The following is an 18166-nucleotide window of genomic DNA, read 5'->3' as shown; positions in this document are numbered from 1 at the left end:
CAAAAAAGAACAACACTGTCTTCTGACAGAGGTTCCACCCTCGTAAATTAATGCTTTATAAACTTTCTGGATCCATCCTTTCTGAGAAGCGGATGTTTGAAGAGGAGTTTTCAGAAACTAGCCACAAAAGAAAAATGCCTATTGAACTAAAAACAATGGCGGGAACCGATAATGGCAAAGTGGAATTCACGGTTTTGGTCATGACTAAATACCCGACGGCTCCGGCAAATAAAAATCGGGATGCCCCAATGGCTGCTGATGCGGCTCCTTTAGCCGTGTCAAAAGGAGCCATGGCGCCACCTGTTCCAGCCCCCATACAAAATGTTCCTCCAATACCAATAAAAAGCATAGGATAGACAAAATTATGCACACTCAAACCATACATTTCATACCAAAGCAACATCCATAAACCACCGGCAAAGGTCAGAAGAAAGCCGAGCATACATGTTTTATAAATACCCAGACGCTCAACAATAACACCACCAATAAAACTGCCGATCAATAAAGAAAACCCCATAAAGCAGAAATAAAAACCATAATACTGCTGCGGGATGGCTAATGTTTTCAATAATAAAAAAGGTGATAAAGCACAAAACAAATAAAAATAACAATGACCAAAAGAAGACACTATGTTGTATATCATGAATTGCCGTTGTTGAAAAACAGAGCGATAAGTAGCCATCACATTCCATGATAAAACCGTTCTTTTGCCTTCAGGAAGCGACTCACCTAACCAGAAACCCATCGAAAATACTGCAGGGATGGCAACCAGCAATAACACCCAGAAAGTGGCCGACCAGCCAAAATAAAGATCAATGAAACTGCCTATGAACGTAGCAAAAATAGGTGAAAAGGAAATCATGCCATTAAGAAAACTGTATGCTCTTGCACTGCGTGTCCCTGTAAAAAAATCCCTTACAATGGCAAATCCGAGCACTAACATGCCACAAGAACCTAAAGCCTGCAGAATGCGAAAGAAAAGCAGATCAACGACATTACGGGAAAAACCACAACCTAATGAAGCCAATGCAAAGCAGACTATCACTATCATTGATATTTTACGCCGACCATAATGATCCGACAACGGGCCTACAATCAGTTGCATAAAACCAGCACAAAGCATAAACAAATTCAACGTCATCAACATTTGACTGTCGCTGGCATGAAAATCACGAGCCATATGCGTAATTGCCGGCACATAAATATCCATGGCTAAAGGCAGAGCCAACACCATAGGTGTAAGGGCAAGAATCAATTTCGCAAACATTTTGCATCCAAAAAAATCAATAAGTATAAATGAAATACTATTCGGAAAACAAGAGCAATTCCTCTAATACCTTTATGCGAGAATGAGAGTCAGTAGACAATGCCGTCACATGCCCTAACTTTCGACCCGCCCGTGCTTGTTTTTGATAATGGTGAATATGCAGTTCAGGATAGACTGCCAATTGCTCAATGGGAGGAAACTGACCAATGATATTATACATGGTTGCATAAGCAAGGCTATCAGTGGGTCCAGGTGTCCAATCCAGAACACATCGCAAATGATTTACAAATTGGCTGGTCATCGCCCCTTCAATAGTCCAATGACCACTGTTATGAACTCTTGGCGCCATTTCATTCGCTATCAACCGTTCATTCTGTTGAAAAAATTCAAGAGCCAAGACTCCCACATAATTTAAATGATTCATTAAACATGTAACATGGTCACAAGCCTGACTGAAAAATGGGTCTTTCCGCTGATTGGCTGTATAAAATAAAATACCCTTCTCATGCCTGTTTTCACAAAGATCATAAAATACCATTTCGCCCTTCTTATTGCGGGCAGCAATTAAAGACACTTCACGGTCAAAAGCAATCCATCCTTCAAGAATCGAATTTTGACATTGCTCAAGAGTAAGCTCGGCAACATCGTTGGCTGAATAGAGCCGGAATTGTCCTTTACCATCATATCCTCCCCGTCTTTTTTTTAAAATGGCAGGATAACCGGTTTCACTTATCGCTGCCTTGAGCTCAACTTTGTCATTTACTTCAAAATAATCGGTGGTAGGAATGTTAAGCGCACGGAAAAGATTTTTTTCCAACAGCCGATCCTGGCTGATTTGCAAAGCCTTTTTATCTGGATAAACGACGCTTTGTTTTTCGAGAAAAGAAAGCGTCTCAAGGGGTATATTTTCATTCTCAAAGGTAATAAGATCGACCTGCTCGGCAAAGCTCTCAAGAGAGGCTTTATCCTTGTATTCAGCATGAACCACTGAACCTAGTGTCTCAGCAGAACACGGTGTATTAGGTTCAAAAAAGCAAAAATCAATCCCGATAGGTATACCGGCCAAGGCAAGCATGCGGCTTAACTGCCCTCCCCCTAATATTCCAATCTTCATTCAATTTTTCTCCGGGTCGTTACTGGCAAGTACCTGTTCCGTTTGGCTGGTTCTGTATGCCTCTAAATGTTCTAAAACTATGTCATACTTGTTTGCTAAAATGGAAGCAGCCAGAAGGGCAGCATTGATGGCCCCGGCCTTTCCAATGGCCAGGGTACCAACAGGAATACCCGCTGGCATCTGCACTATTGACAATAAGGAATCCATGCCTTTAAGCATCTTTGACTGCACGGGAACACCTAAAACAGGCAAAGAACATTTAGCCGCCAGCATCCCCGGCAAATGCGCAGCTCCTCCCGCTCCTGCGATAAGCACTTCAAATCCCTTTGAACGAGCCGAGTCGGCAAAAGAAAACAACAGATCAGGTGTTCGATGAGCGGAAATGATTTGCGTGTGATAGGCAATATTAAGTTCTTTTAGTGTATCCACAGTATGCTTCATGGTGTCCCAATCGGATTGAGAACCCATGACAACGGCAACGAGGGGTTTAGTGTTCATAAATAAATACCTTTTTAAAACGAAAAGATGGACGCTTTTCCTAAGTCCTGACAAAATCAATTGCCAAAGCCTAGCAGATAATGGTTGATTTTTAAATTTTTTACTGATGAAATATCAACTATATTGATTAAATCGGAGTAATCATGACGCAAAAAGAAATGATATGTCGAATTGTTAGAGAAATCCTTCAAAACAAAGAGTGGGACAAAACCTGTTGCGGTTAATGGATAAAGTTGATTTAGCTAAATTGCAACAATATGAGAACTCAAAGATTATTCATTATTTTTGGCAGAAAAATCAACATTACAGACTTGAACAATGTCAACAGTTTTTTTCAGATTTATTGGCATGGATGGGATTAAAAACCATCCGTAATGCCACGCATAAAAAAACCTATTTGTTCGGACCTTTACTGATTTTGGATGAACTTTGGCATGTTTTCATTTTACACAGCCGTGATTATGTGAGTTTTTGTCATCAACATTTTGGGCAATACCTTCATCATGAAGTGGAACCCATCGGCTCTGAACATCGTTTAACAGCAGAAGAGCTTGCCGATTTTCTGCAGGATTGTTTTAGACATCTGGGAGAGAGCTGGGTAAAACGATATTTTGGCTATTTATTATAACTTTTTATAACTTAATTTGAGTACGCGCTGAAAAAGAGATAGCATAATTATCGTTTAAAATTTCCTAATTTTATAACCATGCTCCAACACTTAATTGAATTGCGAAGAAGAGCTCTGCAAGTTTTCTTATGTTTCATCATTTTATTTATTTTCTTTTTCTTTTGCGCTTCTGATTTATTTTACCTGCTGGTAAAGCCCTTACTTCACTCATTACCAAAGTCATCCCGGCTTATAGCAACGCAAATTACTGCTCCGATTTTAACGCCGATTCACCTGTCTTTTAATGCCGCTTTGTTTTTCTCCGCACCCATAACTTTATATCAAATCTGGCGTTTTTCAGCTCCGGGACTTTATCCTTCAGAGCGTCGTTATTTGCGTATTTCTATCCTTCTGAGTCTGCTGCTCTTTATTGTAGGTGTATTATTTTGTTACTGCATTGTATTGCCCTTTATGTTTCATTTTTTTGCTGGTGCACTACCCAAAGGTGTTCAGCTTTTACCGGATATGTCTTATGCCCTGGATTTTATAACCCATATGCTGATCCTGTTTGGCCTTAGCTTTCAATTGCCTTTGCTCTGTTTAACGCTCATACAATCTGGCCTGCTTCAACTGCAGCAGCTAAAAACATTTCGTCCTTATGTGGTTGTGGCTTGTTTTACTCTTGGCATGCTGCTGACACCTCCTGACGTATTATCTCAGATTATGTTGGCAGCACCCTTATGTGCTCTTTATGAGCTTGGCATTCTTTTAGCAATGTTTTTACCAAAATCAAGGAAGGTTAATATCATTGAAACACAGTAAAAATAGATTTGGCAGCAGGCATTCAATAGTGATTTTTAATGAGCTTATTTTGCTTAGTGCGTTCGACAAGCTCTATGCGCCCGGATTAAGCAGATGGTAATAGATCACCTCTATGTTAAAAATTTATCTAAGGGTGGATTTGAGTTCAGCATGGACAAAAACAAGGCTGAAAAAGCGCAGCATATGGCTCTGGACTTTAACCATTTTTCAAGTAAAGGAAAGCAATAGATTAAAGACATAGAAGCGCATCGTTATATTTATCAAAGTCGCTGTAAATCGATGACTTGAGAAAATAGAATGGCACGAATTACCGCGGCATCGACCATAGTATCTATGCGAAGTTCCGTATGGCCCCCCTATCAAGTCGGGGGATTCGATCCCTAAAAAATGACTAAAGTCGAGACGGCTATGTAAGCATTTTAAAGGCTTATTTTCGGGGAAAATACGCCCCATCAGAGCGGGAGGTTGATCAGATTAAGAGTAAGGGACTAACCAGGTTATCAGATTGTTGAGAGGGTAACGCAACAAGACAATAAGCATCAATATACTCATCACCATATAACGGTTCAGGTAATCCATTATGCCGACATGCTCCAGCAAAAACGGATTTTCCTGATTTAACCAACGGGTAACCGCAATACAGACGGGCAGATACAATAAAATAAAAATCTCTCCAAAAATTCTTGATTCCATAAAATTGCCCACTAGCAGCAATCCTATGAAATAAAGAAGACACAAGTAGCGCAATGGCCTGTATCTTAAAGGAATATAATCATAAAAAGCAAACCAGAACAGCGGAACTCCAGCCAGGCAGAAAACAAAAAGAAGAAAATTTTTCATGTTCAACAACCAATAGGTATTAAGTTCAAAATAGGTTCGCAGCAGTTTCAGGTTGTATAGTTCAAACACGCTCCCAGGTAGATCTCTGACCAGATACAAGACTAAAGCACGAGCAAGAATATAACTCAACATAGCGAAAAAAAAAGGTTTTAAATGCTGGCGAAAATCACGCCAGTGCAATGCCGGAACTAAAAATACGAGCAGAACACTGCTTTCCCGATTTAAAGTAGCAAAAAAAATCCATGGAATAAAAATATGCCAGCGTTTTTGTAAACAGAACAAATAACCTCCTGCCATAAAAAACAATGTGGCCGTATCAAAAGGATAGTAAAAGGCCGCCCAGGATTTAATGGTTAAACGATAATTAATCACAGAGATAAGAGGCAATAATAATAAAAACAACCAGGCAAAGGCTTTTGCATGAATGTCTGAAAATTCATAACGGAACAAAGCCTTCATCATATGATAAGTCAAAGCAACGAACACACCTTCCATAACAAAAAACACAGTGACATATTTAAATGGCAGGTAAGTGGTTATAAAATGAGCCAGGTAAGGAATCAATAAGCGCTGCCCAAAGGGCAGTCTCGCTGTAAAATGAACCAATTTTCCGAGTGTGGCATCAGCATACACGCCCGTTAATTTAAAATGAAGATAAGCGTAACTTATTATCAAAAAGATGGTGATAAAACGATTTTTATAACGAAAAAAATCTTCATTCATTGCACTGTTTTTATGAATAATTTTTAAGATTTATTCAGATTAACCGATATTACCTATAGCAGCAAGGATAAAAGACCTCAGATCCCGCATTCTGTAGTAGAGGATATTTTTGTTTGATAGAGGCAGAAAACGCCATGTTTATGCGCCAACAAACGAACGGCAAAAAACATTTTTAACAAAAATAGACCTCGGAGCGGGATGTTGAGCAACCCCTATTCACTGAATTACATAGGAGTGAATAATGACAAAAGCAGCAAAATTCAATCTTGGGGATATTGTCATTCATAGCAAACAGGGATATCGAGCCATCATTGTAGATATCGACCCATTATTTCAAGCCTCAGGCCGTTATAATCCTCAGGCTTGCAAACGGGAATTTGCCACAAAAAATCCCTGGTATCGATTACTTGTCGATAAAACCAGTCAGGAAACCTATGTCGAGGAATGTTATTTAATTAAAGACTACCAGGTAAAAAGGATCGAAAATCCAGGAATCCATCAATATCTGAAAAAACGAAAAGGGCAATATTGCAGTCGTTTACCACTGCATTGATCCATTAAATCAGTTTGTGGATACTTCTGCTCACCTGACCGATGAGCATAAAATCGCTGCAATTGAGACGATTGATCATCAGGTGAAGGTCAGATCTTTATTGATAACGCAGCATCAGAACTAAAAGCGCAATAAATACAATCAAAAAAAGGGCAAGAATTCCCATTGTGGAAAAACTTTTATTAAGATTTTCCCGGCTGAACATATCAGGACGACCTTTAATCATTCGATACAATGAAAAAATAATTAGCCCTGCTGCTAATAAACCGAGGATTTGATATAAAGTCTGCATTGTTTATGATTCCTCTTTTTGTTCAAAACTAAACGCGTCTGAAAAAAGATATTGGGGCGAAACGCCCTGCTCAAGCAAAATATCGCGTGTTTGGTAAACCATATCAAATGGACCGCTGATAACTATTTGCCAGTCCTTGACATCCTGGGTATGCCTTTTGAGCAGCATCTTGCCCAAAGAAGATTTGCTCCTATCAGAAACAGATGAAAAATAGTGGAAATGACTGACATGGTCCTTCCAATAATTCACTTTATCATCCATGTACAGATCGCTCTGTGAACGTACCCCCCAGTACAGTTCAAAAGCTCGATCATCGGCATTTGCCAGTAACTGTTCTATCATCGCTTTGACAGGCGCAAACCCTGTTCCGGCGGCAATAAAAAGGATGGGTCGCTCAACATCAAGCCTTTGCAAATGGCAATCACCTAAAGGAACCAGAATGGTTACCGCTCCACGGCTCTTGATTTCCTCAAGCAGACCTTGATTGTAAGGGTTTTCACGGGAATGGCGAATATGTAATTCATATTTATGTGACCCTAATGGGGCATTGGCGATGGAATAACTCATGGCTTGATTAGCATGTAAAATCTGCAAATACTGTCCTGCTTGATATGCAACATACTCATCAGGCATTAAAATAAGTTGTAAAATGCTGTCTGTTAAAGGAGAGATTCGTTCTACCCGTGCAATAACTTGTTTTTCCCTCATATATCAAGCCCTAATTCAAACCAGTAACCATCTACTTTTTGCTGTACGATCTCATCCATAACAATAGGTCGGCCCCACTCGCGTTTCGTTTCTTCGGGCCATTTAGATGTCGCATCCATCCCCATTTTTGAGCCAAGACCAGATTCAGGAGAGGCAAAATCAAGATAGTCTATCGGAGTATTCTCTATCATTACTGTATCGCGTGCCGGGTCCATTCTCGTTGTCATTGCCCAGACCACATCTTGCCAGTTTCGTGCATCGATGTCCTCATTGCAGACAATCACAAATTTGGTATACATAAACTGTCTTAAAAATGACCACACGGCCATCATGATACGTTTTGCATGTCCGGGATATTGTTTTTTTATGGTAACCACTGCAAGTCGGTACGAACAGCCTTCCGGCGGCAAATAGAAATCAACGATTTCAGGGAATTGTTTTTGCAGCAGGGGAATAAAAACTTCGTTCAATGCAACGCCTAAAATGGCAGGTTCATCGGGTGGGCGGCCTGTATAAGTGCTATGATATATTGGCTCGTCTCTGAAACTCATGCGTTCTACCGTAAAGACCGGGAAAGACTGAACCTCATTATAATATCCTGTATGGTCACCAAAGGGTCCTTCTGGCGCCTCATCTCCTGGCTGTAAATATCCTTCCAGGATGATTTCAGCCGAGGCAGGGACGTGTAAGTCAGAGCCAAGACAGGAAACAAGTTGAGTGCGTTGCCCACGTAACAAACCCGCAAAGGCATATTCCGATAGCGTATCTGGAACGGGGGTAACAGCAGCAAGAATCGTGGCAGGATCAGCACCTAAAGTCACGGCCAGTGGGAAACGCTCACCGGGATAGATTTTTTGCCATGCTTGATAATCCAGTGCTCCGCCTCTGTGAGATAACCAGCGCATAATGAGTTTATTTTTACCCAGCAATTGCTGGCGATAAATTCCAATGTTTTCACGATTTTTTTCCGGTCCCTTGGTTGTGACCAATCCCCAGGTAATTAAAGGAGCAACATCTCCAGGCCAGCATCGCTGAAGCGGTAAGCGGCGCAAGTCCACTTCATCGCCTTGCCAAACATTCTTTTGACAAGGGGCATTGCCCACGTATTTTGGCGCCATGTTAAATGCCTGTTTTAATAAGGGAAGCTTATTAAAAGCATCCTTAAAACCTTTAGGCGGCTCTGGTTCTTTTAAAGCTGCAAGTAACTTACCTATTTCTCTGAGTGCACCGATATTTTCTTCTCCCATACCCAGAGCCACTCGCTCGACAGTACCAAATAAATTGGTCAATACGGGCATGTGATGGTTGGCCGGATGAGTAAATAAAAGCGCTGGCCCTCCAGCACGCAATACCTTATCACTAACAACGGTCATTTCAAGCTCAGGAGAAACAGGATAATTCACCCGTTTTAGCAAACCACGCGCTTCAAGTTGTTCAATAAAATCTCTTAAATCGGTGTATTTCATATTCTTATTTTGTCATTTAATTATCCATGAAATAGGTATCTATTATATATTCTTCATGGGTTTTTTGTACTCAGGGTAGCATCATCATTGCTGAAATCATATAAACCAAAATTGAATTTTCACCCCCGCACTTGATTCGGGAGCGAAAATTCAGCATAGAGAAATATTGCTTAAATTTGAATCATTCAGAACTCTGGATGAGCCACAATGAAAATAAGAAATGATTCCTTGGAATTGGCTGGTTTTTTATTCTTGCCGCTTCATGGCTTCGAAAAATTCAGCATTGGTTTTGTGATTTTTCATTCGCTCCAGGAGGAATTCAATAGCGTCACACTCATCCATGGATTGCAATATTTTTCGCAAAATCCACGTACGATGCAAGTCTTCAGGAGATAACAACAGATCTTCACGGCGGGTTCCGGTACGATTGATGTTGATAGCCGGGAATACGCGACGTTCGGCAATGTTGCGGCTTAAATGAATCTCCATATTACCTGTTCCTTTAAATTCTTCATAAATCACTTCATCCATTTTCGAACCAGTATCCACCAGTGCGGTAGCAATGATGGTCAGGCTACCGCCTTCTTCAATATTTCGTGCAGCCCCATAGAGGCGCTTAGGCCGTTGCAGAGCGTTCGCGTCCACACCACCCGTTAAAACCTTACCCGATGCAGGAACTACAGTGTTATAAGCACGGGCCAATCGGGTAATGGAATCGAGTAAAATAACCACATCACGTTTATGCTCAACAAGCCGCTTGGCTTTCTCTATGACCATCTCAGCAACCTGAACATGTCGATTCGCAGGCTCATCAAAAGTACTGGCCACAACTTCTCCTTTCACTGAACGCTGCATTTCAGTGACTTCCTCAGGCCGCTCATCAATAAGCAGAACAATGAGATAACACTCCGGATAATTTTTTTCTATTGAGCGTGCCATGTTTTGCAACATCAGAGTCTTACCGGCTTTTGGTGGAGAAACAATCAAGCCACGCTGACCTCGACCGAATGGAGCACACAAATCAATGACTCGGGCAGTGAGATCTTCCGTACTGCCATTGCCTTGTTCCATAACGAGACGCTCGGAAGCAAAAAGAGGAGTCAGGTTTTCAAAGAGAATTTTACGTTTTGAGCTTTCCGGTGACTCGTAATTGATTTTATCCACTTTTAATAAAGCAAAATATCGCTCATTATCTTTCGGAGGACGAATTTTTCCTGAAATTGTATCACCGGAACGCAATCCGAAACGCCTGATTTGACTGGGAGAAACATAGATATCATCAGGACCGGCCAGATAAGAACCGTCGGCTGAGCGTAAAAAACCAAATCCATCACTCAAGACCTCAAGAACACCGTCACCATAAATGTCTTCGCCTTTTTGGGCATGAGACTTCAAGATGGTAAAAATGATGTCCTGTTTACGCATACGGGAGGTGTTTTCAACACCCATTTCCTGGGCAATATTAACGAGATCAGCAATAGGTAGTTGCTTTAATTCACTAAGATTCATACTTCTCACTTGATGTGTTAGTTAATCGAAACGGATTTCCGGGATAGTTTAACGGGGGTGCCAGCTTGGGAAGCTAGCATGCTTTAAAAGCTTACCATAGCTTCCCAATGAAATACAACTTTTTAAAGTGACATACATATATTATACATTACTTTCAACAAAAGCACTTAATTGAGATTTGGAGAGTAATCCCATTTTCACTGCCTCTACCTGACCATTTTTAAACAAAATCAAGGTGGGGATGCTCATCACTCCATATTTAGAAGGAGCCTGCGGATTTTCATCAATATTGATTTTTGCGAAAACCACATCCTCGCTGTGATTAGCCGCAACCTCTTCAAGAACAGGACTTAATGCGCGACAGGGACCGCACCATTCTGCCCAAAAATCCACTAAAACAGGCTTAGATGAATTTAATACCTCCTGCTCAAAACTGGCATCGGTTACTGTTTTAATATGATCGCTCATAGGAAACCTCTATCGTTTGTTTTTAATTTAGCCTCTGCGGGGTCATTCCTTTTACGACTGCATGAAGGCAGGTTCAGCACATCAGCCTTGTGAATGACATCCACAGACTAAGTCCCTCATTATACTGGCTATCGCGGCTCAAAACAGAAAGGCCAACAAGCCTGATAACTTACCATGTTTTGTGCTGCCTATCATCACAATAGCAACACCTTGACAAAAAGACAACGCATGTATGACCATTATAGATCACCTCCTGCAGCTTGCAAAATACTGATTGCAGCAATGGCTGCCGTTTCGGTGCGTAAAACTCTTGGTCCTAGTGATAAAGGCATAAAACCTGCAGCAAGCGCTTGCCTCACTTCATCCTGACTAAAACCACCTTCCGGACCAATTAATAAAGAAAGCCCATCGAAGTTAAAAGAATAATGCCGCCAACTTTTTTCGGTCTGGGGGTGGAGTATTAATTTGTCGACATCCTGATTTTGCGCCAAGTACTCCTCAAAAGAAAGTATGGGGTGTATCAACGGTAATTGATTACGTCCCGACTGTTCACAAGCAGCAACCGCAATGGCTTGCCATTGCGCAATTTTTTTGGCAGCCCTTTGCTGATCCAGTTTAACCACACAACGACGAGTGACCAATGGCTGAATACTGCTCACACCCAGTTCCACAGCCTTTTGAACGACCCACTCCATTCGCTCGCCTTTGGACATTGCCTGAGCCAGATGAATGGCCAAGGGTGATTCGCGATTTACCTCAGCAACCGATAAAATCTCCACCGATACCTTTTTTTTATGGACGGTAGAAATCACCGCATCAAATTCTAGATTATTTCCTGAGAATAAGGTGATTTTTTCACCGGGTAACATACGCAAAACGACACCTACATGCTGTCCGGCAGACTCCGTTAACTGAATAAGAGAGCCCGGCTGATAATCGCCTGCCTGATAAATACGGATATTTTTCAAGAAAAAAACATGCAGTTAATATCATCTGAGTTTAGATTATATTCTCTCATCTTGTCTTAGGCAATTTGATTTTCCTGGTTTTAGTATCGTTTTCAACAAGCATTAGGTTCTGGCCGCTTTTCTGCTTATTACTCATGAGTTATTACTATAAAATCATGCTATGATGCATAATTTCGTTTCACTAAGGGAATCTTTTATGAATAAAACACGTATAGAAACCGACAGCATGGGTGAGATTGAAGTGCCAGCCGATAAATACTGGGGAGCACAAACGCAACGTTCCCTGCATCATTTTAATATTGGCAAAGATATTATTCCACGAGAAGTAAGCCATGCCTTTGGTATTTTGAAAAAAGCAGCCGCCCTGACCAATCTCGACTTAGGTAAACTACCCAAGAACAAAGCGGAGTTGATTATAAAAGCTGCAGAAGAAGTCAGTTCAGGCCAACTTGACGAGCATTTTCCTTTACATGTCTGGCAGACAGGCAGCGGTACACAGTCTAATATGAATACCAATGAAGTCATTGCCAACCGTGCCATAGAACTTGCCGGCGGTAAGATGGGCAGCAAAACTCCCATCCATCCCAATGATCACGTCAACATGTCACAATCCTCAAACGATACCTTCCCTACTGCCATGCACATTGCCGCAGCTCTTGCCATTCATAAAAAATTACTGCCTGCATTAGAGCAATTACGTGATGCCCTGGCAGCGAAAAAAGAAGCTTTCAAGGACATTGTCAAAATCGGTCGTACACACTTGCAGGATGCCGTGCCTTTGACCCTTGGGCAAGAATTTTCAGGCTATGTTGCTCAGATGAATGCCTGTATTGACCGCATTAAAGAAAGTTTGCCTGAGCTTTATGAACTGGCTTTAGGTGGAACCGCTGTGGGCACAGGCTTGAACACTCATCCTTTATTTGCTGAAAAAGCAGCGGCTCAGATTGCCAGATTAACGGATTTACCTTTTATCTCTGCCCCTAATAAATTTGCCGCCCTGGCCTCTCATGAACCTCTGGTTGCTGCACATGGTCAATTAAAGGCGCTGGCTTGTGCTTTAATGAAAATTGCCAATGACATTCGTTGGCTCGGTTCAGGCCCTCGTTGTGGAATTGGCGAATTAATTCTTCCTGAAAACGAACCAGGTTCATCGATCATGCCCGGCAAGGTCAATCCTACTCAGTGTGAAGCCATAACCATGGTCTGCGCTCAGGTGATTGGCAATGATACAACGATTGCCATGGCCGACAGTCAAGGTAACTTTGAGCTTAACGTGTTCAAGCCGGTCATTATCTTTAATCTGCTGCATTCACTGAACCTGCTGGCTGACAGCTGTCAATCGTTTCGAAAATTCTGTATTGAAGGACTCGAAGCTAACCATAAAGTCATTGATGAATATCTTCATAATTCGCTGATGCTGGTCACGGCTCTTAACCAGCATATTGGTTATGATAAAGCCGCCAAAATTGCCAAAACGGCGCACCATGACCATACATCCTTAAAAGAAGCTGCCGTAAAACTCGGCATTTTAACGGCTGAAGAGTTTGATGAATACGTTAAGCCAGAAGAAATGACTTCACCAGGCTAAGGTCTGCTGCATTTCCAGTGCCTGTTTACATTTGCGCTTCGCCAAGCGCAAATGTGGATAGCCTGGCCAAATACTTCGAATCCAGATATCGCAGCCAGGGCGCGAGAATTCATGTCCGCTTTAAAAAAGTTGAAGGCCGCGTTTTCTACCTCTTCTATCGCATCTCTTCCTTTTTTTAATCTCTATTTTTAACGTTATACTTGCAAATGATAATCATTATCATTTATATTGGCGTTTACGATATAAATCATTCATGTTACGCAACATAGTATTTTTTAGAACATTTGGACGCATTTTGAAATTTTAAAGCGCAGTTTACATGGAGTAAATGAGCATTTGAAATTGCAAAATGCGTCCAAAGAGGCAAAAAAGACGAAGCTGCGTTACATGAGTCAATTAGGAGTTTCGCAATGGCACTGGCCTATGGAAATTTTGATGAACTGAGCCACCAATTACGTTTTTTATTGTTTGAGGCAGGCATTGGGCTCTCATCATCCACAGTGGATTATTTTATTGCCATAGCTCATCGAAAATCATTATACAGACTGCAGCAAGCCGCACTTCTTGAAGGATTAATAAATCAGCCGATTCACAGCCATCATATTCAAGACTTCATAACGCAGCTTAGGATTAAGCTCAAACAATACTTACCAGAAAGTCAATTTTTTCATTGGCAAAGTTTGAGCTATGAAATGAAGGAATCCATAGCCAATGAAGCTTTGGCTCTGGCGTTTAGAGAGCATTGGCAGCGTCAGTTAAAACGGGACAACCATTCATGCGAGAACTTCTGGAAAGGATTAACTGAAACCAAATCTCAGGCCGAATTGTTGCTGTTTCTTGAACAATGGGGATGCACAGGACACCCTACGCATCCAAATTTTCGTGCTAAAATCGGCTTCAGTCGCCGCGAAGTTTTACAATATTCACCCGAATTTCGCGCCCGAGTCAGCATCCACTGGTGCGCTTTAAAGAAATCAAGCGCCCACACTACAGACGTTCCCTTCAATTATCAAAGCATTCTGGCTGAACAGTACCCGAAAGAATTTGAGGCTTGGAGGAAACATCTTGCTTTTAAACAATTCAATCCGGATGAATATTATCCGGTTCCCGTTCATCCCTGGCAATGGCGCAATCAGCTGATCAGCCAATGTGCAACGCTCATTGACAGCAAAACGCTGATTCTCTTGCCGCACCACCAAAGTTTATATCCGTCTATGTCATTTCGCACCATGATGCCCGAACCCTCACACAAAGCTTGTCATATTAAGCTTGCCACCAATATTCATGCCACCTCGGCAAAACGGACGGTATCTCCAGCATCCGTTCATAATGGACCGCGCTTATCCCAGTGGATAAATCAATTGCTTGGCAACAAAAACCATTATGAACAAACGCTGTTTATTGCCAGAGATTTTACAGGCTTAAGAATCAATGATGCGAGTATTGCTGAGCATGGACAAAGGCAATTATCTGTTTTATTAAGACAGCATCCGGTTCACCTGCTTAACGAACAGCAGCAGGCCGTTCCTCTGGCGGCTCTTTTGACCGCTTCACTCAACCACACCTCTTTACTCATTGACATTATTCAAGCCAGTGGTTTACATCCACTGGATTATTTCAGAAATTATTGCGACATTGTCCTGTCAGGGCAATTGCATTTTATGCTAAGCCATGGAATCGCCTTTGAAGCTCATCAGCAAAACACCTTGCTTATATTTTCTCATCATCGGCCAAAAGGACTCATTCTTCGTGATCTCGGTAATATCAGAGTCTGCCAGCAAGCCATGTTTGACCACCCCAATAAACCTGAACTGCATCCAGAATCGACCATTACAACGCAAAACATGGATGAGGTGCGTCATAAATTTATTCATGGAAATCTGGAAAGTAATATTATTTATTGGATTCATGCCCTCCACCAACATTATCATATTTCCGTGACAAAGCTATGGAAAGAAGTAAGAGGCATCGTGGAGAAGGCCTTAACCAGGATCAGGAAAGATGTTCATCCTGCTCTATTTAATGAACAATCTTATAAGCTGTTAAACGAACCTTGGCAGCATAAATGTCTGCTGTCCATGCGGCTTAATCCAATACAAGCAGATTATGTGTATTATCCTTTACCCAACCCTCTGGCCGACTCATGACTAAAAAAATTCAGACTATCCTTCTGTGCAGCCAGTTTTTTATTCTTTTGGCCTTGGAAATGGGCAATCCTTTCCTGCCTCTTCTGGTTCATGAACAGCAAAACACAGGAACTTTATCGCCTTCTATATACAGTTCCATTCTGTTAGCCTTGCCCATGCTTATGACCATCCTAATGGCGCCAATCTGGGGGCTGCTTGCTGATCGTTTTGGTTATAAATCCATGCTGATGCGCGCTGCCTGGGCATTGGTGATTAGTCAAGCCTGTATGGCCATGGCCAAGTCATTATTCAGTATTTTGTTGATACGTCTTTTGCAAGGCGGATTTGCCGGTTTTATTGCTGCCATGCAAACCTATGCTTTATCCCTGTCCAATTGGGAAAACAAGGGAAGGCAATTGGCCAGATTACAAACCTCCAAGGCACTGGCAACGAGCGTTGCCGGAGCCTGCGGCGGCTTTCTTTTAACCTTTTTCGGCTTTAAAGGACTGTTTCTCACAGCCTCGCTATTTTGTCTGATACCAACACTGATCATGCACTGGACCTTGCCGGAAAGTAAAAGCACGATGTCCGCTGAGAAAGCGAGCCAGCCCTCCGCCCCTTCGCTCGGCCTTCTCTTTCCCTCCTTAGCCCTTTTGATCATTTTGACGCAGACAGCAAGATTTTTACCTGACTCTTTTTTTTCTATTTATGCTTCAGTTTTTACTGAACAACCTTGGCTTATCGGCCTTTTATACTCGCTTCCTGCAACAGGAATCCTGTTAAGTGCTGAATACTGCGGCCGTCAATTTGATAAAGCCCGCGGCCAGTCGGGAAAGATTAAAACTTATTTTGTCACTTATTCGGGAATAGGAATGTTGCTGATGCTAGCTCATGCCTGCGTGCAAAATTTTGCACTACTTTGCCTCATCCGCCTTTGTTGGGGTATTGTGATTGCAGCCTTACTGCCAGCCTTATTCACCCTCGTCAGTGATCTTTCGCCAAAACAAGGTTATGCCATTGGTCTTGCTAATTCACTGGCTAAAATGGGTAACCTCACGGGTCTTTTGCTTGGAGGATGGGTTGCAGGTTTTATACCTTTGCCCTTCATTTTTTTTCTTTTAGCCATGGTTTATGCATTGATATCTGTCGCATGCTTCATCACTCAGTTTACCCAGATGAAAATCAATAAACATTCATCCACACAATTTCTGGGAGCCAAACAGTGAGCCGGAGAGATTCATCGATCATTTTATTCAGTTGGTTTTTAGGGAACCTGGCTATCCATTTGGTTACCCCGGCCCTGCCGCATTTAACATCGGTTTTTCATACTACTGCCGGGAAAATGCAGCTTACCATCAGTTGCTTTTTATTTGGAAAAGCATTTAGCGTTTTGTTCTGGGGGCCATGGTCTGAAAAAACCGGACGTAAACCGATATTTTTTACCGGCCTGCTCTTATTTACTCTCAGCAATTTTGCCGCTGCAGGCACCAACAGTATTATCTTGTTGTTCATTTGTCGTTTTATCCAGGGATGCGCAGTAGGCGCCACACTGTTAATGGGTCGAGCCATTATTAATGATCGTCATAATGAACGACAGGCCACCCGACTTTTCTCCTTTTATTTTTCTTTGGCAGGACTGATGATATGTTTTCTGCCACTTTTAGGCGCTCTGTTGAATGCCCATTTCAACTGGCAGACACCTTTTCTGTTTATGGGGATGTACAGTCTTCTGTTGTTATTCTTCCTTAACGGTATCCATGAAAGTAAAAAGCTTCCCAGTCCCCATCTAACATCCTCCTTCCTTTTTTCTACCATCCTCAAACATCCTCTTTTCATAGGATATTTACTCATTTCTGCTTTAATGATGGCGGGAGAATCTGCTTTTAATACCAGTGCCGCTTTTATTCTCATTAAAAATGAAGGCATAAGTCTTAAGTTATATGGTGCAATTAAAACAGCCATGCTGATTGCCCATGTCCTTGGAACGGCATTTTGCGGCAGCCTGGTCAATAAAATCGACAGTCGTCGTCTTGTGGGTATCGGTGTTCATTTTTTTGTGGCGGCTTCATTCAGCATGCTTGTGTTTCATCTTTACAGTCCTTCGCTGTTCTGCTCTTTCATCATCCCGATGCTGATTTATTATTTCGGTACAGGCTTTATTGTCGCCTCGACCACAGCTTCGATTGTCCGTCCTTTTCCGAAACACATGGCTACCGCCATGGCAATATCCTTGTTTATTCAGTTCAGCCTTTCTGCCGCCTTCAGCGCAATAAGCGCTTTTGCCGTTATTGAAACCGTTGAGCCTTTTATGATTCTTCTCAGTTTAGTAAGTCTTCTCGCTTATTTGGCGATGAAATGGCTGATTCTTCCTCATCAGCAACCATCTTCAGGTCTGACGAAAAACGCCAAGCTCGAGACATAAAAATTTTTCAATGAAAAACGCATGTTACGCAGCCTGAAACCAGGAAACAATCCATTACGAGCCAAAGCCAGTTTTTCAATAGCGTGACAGAAAGGAAGGTATTGTATAAACTAATAACGTTTCTATTTAATTTGACCGGCCATATTTTTAAAATATGGAGACGGCAGACATACCCTCTGCCCGGCAATTAATGTG

17 protein-coding genes are annotated in these 18166 nt (G+C 41.9%); 7 read left to right on the top strand and 10 right to left on the bottom strand.

Annotation, left to right across the window (positions count from 1 at the left end; translation table 11 throughout):
- Positions 1–55 precede the first annotated feature (55 nt).
- Genes E4T55_RS09065 through purE form a run of 3 tightly spaced genes read right to left on the bottom strand, consistent with a single transcriptional unit; the run spans position 56 to position 2879 of the window.
- A complete protein-coding gene (locus E4T55_RS09065; protein ID WP_058502652.1) occupies positions 56–1267 on the bottom strand; it encodes a multidrug effflux MFS transporter in 1212 nt (403 codons plus the stop codon).
- Positions 1268–1304: 37 nt separating this feature from the next.
- A complete protein-coding gene (locus E4T55_RS09060; RefSeq protein WP_058502653.1) occupies positions 1305–2381 on the bottom strand; it encodes a 5-(carboxyamino)imidazole ribonucleotide synthase in 1077 nt (358 codons plus the stop codon).
- Positions 2382–2879 carry a 5-(carboxyamino)imidazole ribonucleotide mutase gene (gene purE / locus E4T55_RS09055; protein WP_058502654.1) on the bottom strand — a complete coding sequence of 166 codons (498 nt, stop codon included), beginning with the start codon at positions 2877–2879 and terminating at the stop codon, positions 2382–2384.
- Positions 2880–3102: 223 nt separating this feature from the next.
- Between purE and E4T55_RS09050 the strand changes: the two genes are divergently transcribed.
- Together E4T55_RS09050 and tatC are read left to right on the top strand one after the other, a co-directional pair.
- Positions 3103–3507, top strand: coding sequence for a glycine-rich domain-containing protein (locus E4T55_RS09050; protein WP_058502655.1), 405 nt, complete (start codon positions 3103–3105; stop codon positions 3505–3507).
- A gap of 78 nt (positions 3508–3585) precedes the next feature.
- On the top strand, positions 3586–4308 hold the full coding sequence (gene tatC, locus E4T55_RS09045) for a twin-arginine translocase subunit TatC (protein ID WP_058502656.1): 723 nt from the start codon (positions 3586–3588) through the stop codon (positions 4306–4308).
- Between the two features lie 474 nt (positions 4309–4782).
- Here the strand turns inward: tatC and E4T55_RS09040 are convergent, their stop codons facing one another.
- On the bottom strand, positions 4783–5871 hold the full coding sequence (locus E4T55_RS09040; RefSeq protein ID WP_058502657.1) for a hypothetical protein: 1089 nt from the start codon (positions 5869–5871) through the stop codon (positions 4783–4785).
- Between the two features lie 241 nt (positions 5872–6112).
- Between E4T55_RS09040 and hspQ the strand changes: the two genes are divergently transcribed.
- Complete coding sequence (gene hspQ, locus E4T55_RS09035; RefSeq protein ID WP_058502658.1) at positions 6113–6424, top strand: heat shock protein HspQ; 312 nt, start codon at positions 6113–6115, stop codon at positions 6422–6424.
- Between the two features lie 97 nt (positions 6425–6521).
- On the opposite strand, the gene E4T55_RS09030 is transcribed toward hspQ, so the two are convergent.
- The 6 genes from E4T55_RS09030 to E4T55_RS09005 all read right to left on the bottom strand — a co-directional run bounded on the left by E4T55_RS09030 (position 6522) and on the right by E4T55_RS09005 (position 11835).
- Positions 6522–6716 (bottom strand): hypothetical protein, encoded by a 195-nt coding sequence (locus E4T55_RS09030; protein ID WP_058502659.1) that lies wholly within the window; start codon positions 6714–6716, stop codon positions 6522–6524.
- A gap of 3 nt (positions 6717–6719) precedes the next feature.
- Positions 6720–7424, bottom strand: a complete 705-nt coding sequence (locus E4T55_RS09025) for a ferredoxin reductase domain-containing protein (RefSeq protein WP_058502660.1) — start codon at positions 7422–7424, stop codon at positions 6720–6722.
- Positions 7421–8890 carry a 4-hydroxy-3-polyprenylbenzoate decarboxylase gene (gene ubiD, locus E4T55_RS09020; RefSeq protein WP_058502661.1) on the bottom strand — a complete coding sequence of 490 codons (1470 nt, stop codon included), beginning with the start codon at positions 8888–8890 and terminating at the stop codon, positions 7421–7423. Before ubiD ends, E4T55_RS09025 begins: the two co-directional genes overlap by 4 nt.
- A gap of 246 nt (positions 8891–9136) precedes the next feature.
- Positions 9137–10399 (bottom strand): transcription termination factor Rho, encoded by a 1263-nt coding sequence (gene rho / locus E4T55_RS09015; protein WP_058502662.1) that lies wholly within the window; start codon positions 10397–10399, stop codon positions 9137–9139.
- 141 nt (positions 10400–10540) lie between these two features.
- Positions 10541–10867, bottom strand: coding sequence for a thioredoxin (gene trxA, locus E4T55_RS09010; protein WP_058502663.1), 327 nt, complete (start codon positions 10865–10867; stop codon positions 10541–10543).
- Positions 10868–11106: 239 nt separating this feature from the next.
- Entirely contained in the window at positions 11107–11835 is a 729-nt protein-coding gene (locus E4T55_RS09005) for a 16S rRNA (uracil(1498)-N(3))-methyltransferase (RefSeq protein WP_058502664.1), read from the bottom strand.
- Between the two features lie 196 nt (positions 11836–12031).
- Here E4T55_RS09005 and fumC point away from each other — a divergent pair, with 196 nt between their 5' ends.
- From fumC to E4T55_RS08985, 4 genes are all read left to right on the top strand, one after another.
- On the top strand, positions 12032–13423 hold the full coding sequence (fumC, locus tag E4T55_RS09000) for a class II fumarate hydratase (RefSeq protein WP_058502665.1): 1392 nt from the start codon (positions 12032–12034) through the stop codon (positions 13421–13423).
- 410 nt (positions 13424–13833) lie between these two features.
- Positions 13834–15570, top strand: a complete 1737-nt coding sequence (locus E4T55_RS08995) for an IucA/IucC family protein (protein ID WP_058502666.1) — start codon at positions 13834–13836, stop codon at positions 15568–15570.
- Entirely contained in the window at positions 15567–16775 is a 1209-nt protein-coding gene (locus E4T55_RS08990; RefSeq protein ID WP_058502667.1) for an MFS transporter, read from the top strand. The genes E4T55_RS08995 and E4T55_RS08990 overlap by 4 nt, the downstream gene beginning before the upstream one ends.
- Positions 16772–17971, top strand: coding sequence for an MFS transporter (locus E4T55_RS08985; protein ID WP_058502668.1), 1200 nt, complete (start codon positions 16772–16774; stop codon positions 17969–17971). The genes E4T55_RS08990 and E4T55_RS08985 overlap by 4 nt, the downstream gene beginning before the upstream one ends.
- Positions 17972–18166 lie beyond the last annotated feature (195 nt).

This window comes from Legionella israelensis (genome assembly GCF_004571175.1).
In the GTDB taxonomy this organism is placed as follows: Bacteria; Pseudomonadota; Gammaproteobacteria; order Legionellales; family Legionellaceae; genus Legionella_D; species Legionella_D israelensis.
The sequence above is the reverse complement of the archived record's forward strand: the minus strand, read 5'-3'. Positions and strand labels throughout refer to the sequence as shown.